At 71.1% G+C, this 7,273-nt stretch carries 8 protein-coding genes; 4 read left to right on the forward strand and 4 right to left on the reverse strand.

Annotation, left to right across the window (positions count from 1 at the left end; translation table 11 throughout):
* Window positions 1–138: 138 nt before the first annotated feature.
* A complete protein-coding gene (locus tag CCS38_RS01695) occupies window positions 139–1,470 on the reverse strand; it encodes an aminotransferase class I/II-fold pyridoxal phosphate-dependent enzyme (protein ID WP_223731388.1) in 1,332 nt (443 codons plus the stop codon).
* Window positions 1,471–1,507: 37 nt separating this feature from the next.
* Between CCS38_RS01695 and CCS38_RS01700 the strand changes: the two genes are divergently transcribed.
* The gene (locus CCS38_RS01700; protein WP_223731389.1) at window positions 1,508–2,245 is read left to right on the forward strand and encodes a pyridoxamine 5'-phosphate oxidase family protein; all 738 of its coding nucleotides are present in this window, start codon (window positions 1,508–1,510) and stop codon (window positions 2,243–2,245) included.
* Between the two features lie 8 nt (window positions 2,246–2,253).
* Window positions 2,254–2,895, forward strand: coding sequence for an FMN-binding negative transcriptional regulator (locus tag CCS38_RS01705; RefSeq protein WP_223731390.1), 642 nt, complete (start codon window positions 2,254–2,256; stop codon window positions 2,893–2,895).
* 60 nt (window positions 2,896–2,955) lie between these two features.
* Here the strand turns inward: CCS38_RS01705 and CCS38_RS01710 are convergent, their stop codons facing one another.
* Together CCS38_RS01710 and CCS38_RS01715 are read right to left on the reverse strand one after the other, a co-directional pair.
* The gene (locus tag CCS38_RS01710; protein WP_223731391.1) at window positions 2,956–3,984 is read right to left on the reverse strand and encodes an EamA family transporter; all 1,029 of its coding nucleotides are present in this window, start codon (window positions 3,982–3,984) and stop codon (window positions 2,956–2,958) included.
* Window positions 3,985–4,163: 179 nt separating this feature from the next.
* Complete coding sequence (locus CCS38_RS01715; protein ID WP_223731395.1) at window positions 4,164–4,712, reverse strand: Clp protease N-terminal domain-containing protein; 549 nt, start codon at window positions 4,710–4,712, stop codon at window positions 4,164–4,166.
* 344 nt (window positions 4,713–5,056) lie between these two features.
* On the opposite strand from CCS38_RS01715, the gene CCS38_RS01720 reads away from it, so the two are divergent.
* Window positions 5,057–5,497 carry a type II toxin-antitoxin system Rv0910 family toxin gene (locus tag CCS38_RS01720; RefSeq protein WP_223731392.1) on the forward strand — a complete coding sequence of 147 codons (441 nt, stop codon included), beginning with the start codon at window positions 5,057–5,059 and terminating at the stop codon, window positions 5,495–5,497.
* Between the two features lie 84 nt (window positions 5,498–5,581).
* On the opposite strand, the gene CCS38_RS01725 is transcribed toward CCS38_RS01720, so the two are convergent.
* Entirely contained in the window at window positions 5,582–6,175 is a 594-nt protein-coding gene (locus CCS38_RS01725; protein WP_223731393.1) for a PadR family transcriptional regulator, read from the reverse strand.
* Window positions 6,176–6,431: 256 nt separating this feature from the next.
* On the opposite strand from CCS38_RS01725, the gene CCS38_RS01730 reads away from it, so the two are divergent.
* Window positions 6,432–7,265, forward strand: coding sequence for a PhzF family phenazine biosynthesis protein (locus tag CCS38_RS01730; protein WP_223731394.1), 834 nt, complete (start codon window positions 6,432–6,434; stop codon window positions 7,263–7,265).
* Window positions 7,266–7,273: the final 8 nt, after the last annotated feature.

Genomic DNA, 7,273 nt, shown 5'->3' on the forward strand with positions numbered 1-7,273 from the left:
CACGCCCCCAGACACACCGACCCACCGCGCCGACCGGCCGCACCGGCCCGTCGTACCGGCCAGCACACCGGCCGACCGCACCGATCAGCTGCACCGACCCGCCGCACCGGTCAGTCGCCCCCCGACCGGTCGTACCGATCAGTCGTACCGGCGAGCCTCCCCCGGCAGGCACGCGGCCGCTATGGCCTCGGCGAGCGGCTCGGTGTCGCCGTGCGAGAGGCTGGACACGGTGACACGTATGCCCGGCGGGGAGTCCATCCGGAACCGGGCGCCGGGCGCCACCGCCCAGCCGGCGTGCAGCAGCCGCGACACCGTGCCCGTCTCCTCGGGGACCGGCACCCAGACATTCATCCCGCTGCGGCCCTGCGCCGCGACGCCCCGGTCGGCCAGGGCCCGTATGAGGTCGTCGCGGCGACGCCCATAGGATCCGGCAACCAAGCCCGGGTCCACGGCATCCGTCCGCCAGAGATGGATCAACGTGTCCTGCAGCAGATGGCTGACCCAGCCGGGGCCCAGCCGCTGCCGCCCGCGCACCCGGTCCACCGTGACGGCATCGCCCGTGAGGACCGCCAGCCGCAGGTCCGGCCCGTACGCCTTGGCCGTCGACCGCACCATGACCCAGTAATCGGTCACCCCGGCCAGCGGATGCAGCGGGACGTCGACGATGTGATGGCCGTGGTCGTCCTCGATCAGCAGCACGGTCGGATACTCGGCCAGCAGCGACCGCAACTCCTCGGCCCGCTCGGCACCCACCGCCGCCCCGGTCGGATTCTGCGCCCGGTCCGTGACGATCGCCGCCCGCACCCCGAGCGCCAGCGCCCGCTCCAGCTCGGTCGGCAGCGGTCCGTCCTCATCCATCCCCACCGGAACGGGGCGCAGCCCCAGCGCCGGAATGAGATCCAGCAGGCTCCCCCAGCCGGGGTCCTCGACCGCCACCGCGTCACCGGGCCGGAGATGCGCGGCGAGCACCCGCTCAATGGCGTCGAGCGAGCCGGAGGTCACGGCGACCGGACCGGCCGGTACACCGTCGGCATCCAGCGCGGCCCGCGCCCGGCCGGCCAGCTCCTCGTCGATCAAGGGCGCGCCGTACAGCGTCGGGCGGGCCGTGGCGCGGTCCGCGGCCGCGGCGAGCGCCGGCCCGAGCGCGGGAAGCAGCGCGGGGTCGGGATTGCCGTCGGACACGTTCCGCACGCCCGGCGGCACCTCTATCCGCAGCGCCTCGCGCGGCGTGCTCGTCGGCCGTGGGCGCACCCGGGTGCCGCGCCGGCCCGCGGTCTCGATCACTCCGCGGTCGCGCAGCGTCCGGTACGCGGACGCGACCGTATTGGGATTCACCTCCAGATAGACGGCCAACTCCCGCATGGGGGGCAGGACTTCGCCCGGTAGGAGCTCGCCCACACCGATGGCTCGCTCGACGCTGGCGGCAATTTCCGATGCGCGCCGCCCTTCGATCCGATACTCTCCTAGCACAAACTTGAGTATGCACTAGTGCAATGGAGTTGGCAAGATGCCCGAGCCCGTTTCCTCCACAACGTCCGATGCCGGCCCCGAGTTCGCCGCCGTCGCCGAGACCGGTGCCGGTGACGGCTCATCCGCCGTCTACGCCCCGAGCGAGCGCACGGTCCCGACGCGGTCCGCCCACCGCGCCGCGTACGACCACGACACCGTTCATTCCATCCTCGACGCCGGATACGTCTGTCACCTCGGCTTCGTGCGTGACGGCGCCCCGGTCGTACTGCCCACGCTCTACGGCCGCGTCGGCAGCCGCCTTTACCTCCACGGCTCCACCGGCTCGCGGCCGCTGCGTCAGACCCGCCAGGCAGACTCCGGCCTGGCGGTGTGCGTGACCGTCACCCACGTCGACGGCCTGGTCCTCGCCCGCTCCGCCTTCCACCACTCCATCAACTACCGCAGCGTCGTGGTGCACGGCACCGCCCACCAGGTCACCGACCCCGAGGAGAAGACGGCAGCGCTCGACGCGCTGGTGGATCATGTACTGCCCGGGCGCGCCGCCGACTCCCGCCCCGGAAACGCCAAGGAGCTGGCCGCCACGGCCGTCATCCGGCTCGACCTGACCGAGGTGTCCGCCAAGATCCGTACCGGCGGACCGAACGACGAGCCCGAGGACCTCTCCCTCCCCCACTGGAGCGGCGTCGTCCCCGTGGCGCCCGCATACGGCGCCCCCATACCGTCCGACGACCTGGCCCCCGGCGTCGCCCTGCCCGCCTACCTCGAAAACCTCTGAGGTCAGCCATGCTGATCCATTCCTGGGACGCGCCGTCCGACGACACCGAGTGGCAGACCTGGCTGGCGGAACACGATTTCGGCCAGCTCGCGGGCAACGGCCTGCCCGGCGATCCGCCGTGGGTCCAGCCCCTCCACTTCGCGTACGACGCCGGCCGCCGCGAGGCCGTCACCCACCTCGCCCGCCCGAATCCTCTGTGGCCCGCGCTGGAGGCCGACCCGTCCGTCGTGCTCAGCGTCGTCGACGACTACACCTTCATACCCGGCCCCTGGCAGGCTGCCGAGGACACCCCGCCCGAGCACGGCGTGCCCACGAGCTTCTATGCGGCGGTCCAACTCCGCTGCACGGCACGTGTCGTGGACGCCCCGGAGGAGAAGGCCGAGCTGCTGCGTCGCCAGATGGCGCACTTCCAGCCCGAGGGCGGGTCGGCCCCGGTCACAGCCGACGACCCGCCGTACGGCCGCATGCTCTCGGGCATCCGCGCGCTGCGCCTCGAAGTGTCGGAGGTGCGCGCCAAGTTCAAGTACGCCGGGAAGAAGAGCAGGGAGGTACAGGAACGCATCGCACAGCGACTGGCAGACCGCGACGGCCCCCGGGACGCCGCGGCCCGCTCCCGCCAGCTGCGCCGCATGGCGGTGAAGGACTGCTGAAGAACTGCTGAAGGACGCTGACGGGCGGACAGAGCCTGTGCCAAAAACTCGGCACAGGCCCTACGGGCCGGGCGTGCCCGCCGCACCGGCCGGCAACACGGCTTCCGGATGCGCCTCGCCATCGTGCTGCGACGCCACGTCCCGGGGTGGCTTGGGCGTGGTGGACTGCGCGATGAACGCGCCGATCAGTACCACCACGCCACCGATGATCTGCGGTGCGGACAGGTGCTCGCCGAGCAGCACCCACGCCAGTACGGTGGCGATCACCGCCTCCAGGCAGGCGACGACGCCTGCGACCTGCGGCGAGAGCCGGCGGATCGAGATCACGCCGGTGAGGTAGGCGAGCACCGTCGCCATCAGCACGAGCCACGCGAGGAGCAGCACTGCGGGGACGCCCGTGCCGTCCATGTCCGCGGTGCCGACGAGCACCGACCAGTCCATGGTCCAGGGGCGCGCGACCACGGTCAGTACGAGTGCGCCGAAGAGCAGGCCGTACGCGATCACGCCGAGCGGGTGCGTGGCGTCGTCGCCGTCGCCGTCGCCACCGTGATCGGAGAGGACGAAGTACCCCACCTGGCAGCAGGCGGCGCCCAGCGCGAGTGCCAGCCCGAACACGTCGAAGCTCAGGCCGGCCCATACCTCCACGACACAGGCGAGCCCCCCGACGGCGAGGACGGCACCGGCCGCGGCGGCGCGGCTGACGGGCCGCCGCTGCACGAAGCGCACCCAGCCCAGGACCAGGGCGGGTGCCAGGTATTCGATGAGCAGCGCGACGCCGACCGGAATCCGGGAGAGCGCGGCGAAGTAGAACGCCTGGACGCCCGCGACGGCGAGCAGCCCGAATCCCGCCAGCAGCGCGGGGCGTCGGCGCAACAGGGCGCGGTGGCGCCAGGCGAGGGGCAGCATGACGAGCGCGGCGCCTGCGCTCCGCAACCAGGTGACGTGCAAGGGTTCCAGACCGGCTGCGATCAGCGGTTTGGCAGCCACGCCCGATCCGCCGAAGGCCAACGCCGACAGCAGGGCCAGACCGAGGCCCAAGCCTCTCCCCCTGCCCCTCTGACTCGATTCCGTCTCCACAGTCGCGTGCATCCGGCCATGATGGCAGGGGAGGTCAGCAGCGTCACCACCAATACCCCTGTCGTGAGACAGGAGAGCGGGGCGCTGAGCCTCGTACGGGAATCAGAGTGCGGCGCGGTGCGGTAAGGGCGCAGTGCGATAAGGATGCGATGCGGTGCGCTACGGGTGAGGTGCGGCGCGGCGCTGAAGTGTTACCGCTCGTCCTCCATCATCGCTTCCTGCGTCTGCCGGTCCAGGCGCACCGCGAGCTGCACCGTGTCGATCGAAGCCCGGCGCAGTACCTCGACGGCACGGCATTCCGCGTCGTCCACGAGCGCGGCCAGCAGATCCAGGCATTCGGCACGTACGGCATAGCGGGCGTGCGCGCGGTCCCGGGCGCCGTCCATGGCAGCCGCAGCAGCCGGCGACCAGCCCGGGACGCCGCCCTCGGTCACCACCGGCACCGCCCCGGAGTCCTCCACCGTGCCGTGCCACTGCAGTCCGTAACCGATGCTGCGCTGGACGAGATACCCGAGGAGGCGCGCGGTCCTGCCGCCTTCGGGGTCGACCATCTCGCGTACGGCGGGGTCGGTTTCGAGGAGGCCGTGCAGGAGGTGGGCGGTGTCCACCTGCCGGTCCCCGTCGCGGGTGGCCCTCCTGCGGGCAGACGACAGCACCGACGCGAGCTCGTCGGTCAAGCAAGCGTCGAGGTCCTCCGACGACGGACTCGCTCCGCTGTTGTACACAGTACGGTTTTGCACAGTACTCACCCCACCAGCCTCTTGCTACCGGAACATCCCCGGGAGGGAGCATTTGCGCATCCGACCATGGTTGGGCACGCGGGAGCGAAATCTCATCCCTACGGAGGATATGCCCGGCGCGGAAGCGGCGATCGAGGGTGCGGCAGGGGCACGGACGCGCGCCCCGCGCCACATCAGTACGCCCCCCTGAAGTACCTGACGGCGGTACGCCTCCCCCAACAACCTGACGGCTCGTCAGTATTGAACCTTGCACCTCCGGCAGCTACCTTCCGCGGCACCACTCAGGACCCGCAGGACCAGCCACCGACCGGACGGCCCCTGGGCCGCCACCAAGGGGTGCCCGCATGGCCGATGTCACCGCCCAGGCCCGCATAGAAGCACCGGCGGAGAAGATATGGGACCGCCTGACTGATTTCGACCGCTATGAGCAGTGGAATGCCACCCACACCAGCTTCCCCGAAGGGGGCCCGGCGACGCTGGAACCAGGGGCCACTTATACGGAGAACATGAAGCTCATGGGCTTTCCGGCCGAGGTGACCTGGACGGTACGGGCCGTGGAGCCCGCTCGCCTGCTCGACCTCCAGGGCGAGGGCCCGATGGGCGTGAACCTCGGGATGCGGTACGCGCTCGTACCGGAGAGTGAGGCGATGGCCGGGGCCACGACCGTACGGATCGACGGTTCGTTCACCGGCGCGGCAGTGTCGCTGATGGCGGGCAAGCTCAGGGACTCGGCGACGTCCGCACTCGAGGAGTCGCTCGGCAGACTCGCGCGACTGGTCGCCTGATCGCGAAAGCCGTGGCCGGTCTGTGCGCCGGCCACGGCCTCACCCGATCCTCGAGCTCCGCGCTCGGTCACTCGCGGGCCTTGCTCACTCATCCTCGGCGAGGATCAGGTACAGCTCCTTGCGCGCGCGATTGACGACCGTGATCGCCTTCTCGCGCTGCTCGGGCGTTCCTGTCGCCCACACCTGCCGAAACGCTTCGACCAGGCCGCCGCCCGCCTTGCGGACCTCGTTCATCGCCTCCCAGTCCACGCCGCGGCCGGCTTCTTCCCAGGGGGCGTCCGAGCCGCTCTCCGCAGTCGTACGTCCCTCGTCGGTGAGCTCGAACAGCTTCTTGCCGCCCTCGCTCCGGCTGGCGATCAGGCCCTCGTCCTCCAGCAGCTGAAGGGTGGGGTACACGGAGCCGGGGCTCGGCTTCCACGTACCACCGCTGCGCTCGGCGATCTCCTGGATCATCTCGTAACCGTGCATCGGCCGGTCCTTGAGAAGCGCCAGGATCGAGGCGCGCACGTCACCACGCCGCGCCCGGCCGCGCGGGCCTCCCCGGCCCCGGCCACCGCCGAACGGAGGCCCACCGAAGGGCGGCCCGAACGGCCCGAAGGCGGCACGCCGCCCCTCGTACTCACCCCGGCCACCACCATGGCGCCCGGCTCCCCAGTGTTCGTGTCCATGTGGACGCATTTCTCGTCACTCCCATCATTGATCGGTCACGATGCTTCAACGATATATCGGGAACGTTCGGTCGGCAAGGTTTCGCTGGCGAGTTTCGGTCGGCGTGCCGCTGGCGAGGGACCGGAATCCCCGGGAGTACGAGGCATGTCGGGTGCGCGTGCCAGAAACTGGCTTGAGACGGACAGGCCACTAGGCGTTCCGAGGCAGGCCAATTTCTCTGCATTGGACCTCGTCGGTCGCGATCTCCGGTGCTTAGGCTCGCGCCATGCGAATCCGAATCGTCAACGCCTTCACCGACCGCCCCTTCGCCGGCAACCCGGCCGGAGTCGTACTGCTGGACGGTCCCTCCTTCCCCGACCAGCACTGGCTGCAGCAGGTCGCGGCCCAGGTCAATCTCTCCGAGACCGCGTTCGCGCTGCCGCTGCCGGACAGCGACGAGGCCGACTGGGCGCTCCGCTGGCTCACCCCCGCCACCGAGGTCGACATGTGCGGCCACGCCACGCTCGCCACCGCGCACGTACTGCACTCCACCGGGACGGCCACCGGAACGGTCCGCTTCGCGACCCGCAGCGGCGTACTGATCACCACGGCATCGGCCGACGGTTCGGTCACCATGGACTTCCCGACCGCGCCGCTCACCGCGGTACCTGTACCACCGGGGCTGACCGCCGCGCTCGGCACCGAGCCCCTCGCCACGTACGAGACCGGGTCACAGGTCGGGGACCTGCTCGTGGAGGTGGCGGACGAGCGGACCGTACGCGAAATGTCTCCCGATCTCGCGGCGCTGACCCGCTTCAGCAGTCGTGGGGTGATCGCGACGGCGCGCGCCGAGGACCCGGACGGCGGCTACGACTTCGCCACCCGGTGCTTTTTCCCGGGCGTCGGCATCGACGAGGACCCCGTGACGGGGAGCGCGCACACCGCGCTCGCGCCCTTCTGGTCGGAGCGACTGGGCCGCGACGAACTGACCGGCCTGCAGGGCTCCGCCCGTGCCGGATTCGTGCGCACTGCGCTGCGCGGCGACCGCACGCTGCTGACCGGCAGCGCGGTGACGGTCATCGACGGCGAACTGACGGAGGCGGCGCGGGCTGGGGGGTGAGGAGTGAG

It is taken from the genome of Streptomyces purpurogeneiscleroticus (assembly GCF_020024005.1).
GTDB lineage: Bacteria > Actinomycetota > Actinomycetes > Streptomycetales > Streptomycetaceae > Streptomyces > Streptomyces purpurogeneiscleroticus.

What these genes read in the sequence shown, in the direction of transcription:
- CCS38_RS01700 (WP_223731389.1), top strand. Translation starts at nt 1,508, where the DNA reads ATGCCCGAGCCCGTTTCCTCCACAACGTCCGATGCCGGCCCCGAGTTC.
- CCS38_RS01705 (WP_223731390.1), top strand. Translation starts at nt 2,254, where the DNA reads ATGCTGATCCATTCCTGGGACGCGCCGTCCGACGACACCGAGTGGCAG.
- CCS38_RS01710 (WP_223731391.1), bottom strand. Translation starts at nt 3,984, where the DNA reads ATGCACGCGACTGTGGAGACGGAATCGAGTCAGAGGGGCAGGGGGAGA.
- CCS38_RS01720 (WP_223731392.1), top strand. Translation starts at nt 5,057, where the DNA reads ATGGCCGATGTCACCGCCCAGGCCCGCATAGAAGCACCGGCGGAGAAG.
- CCS38_RS01725 (WP_223731393.1), bottom strand. Translation starts at nt 6,175, where the DNA reads ATGCGTCCACATGGACACGAACACTGGGGAGCCGGGCGCCATGGTGGT.
- CCS38_RS01730 (WP_223731394.1), top strand. Translation starts at nt 6,432, where the DNA reads ATGCGAATCCGAATCGTCAACGCCTTCACCGACCGCCCCTTCGCCGGC.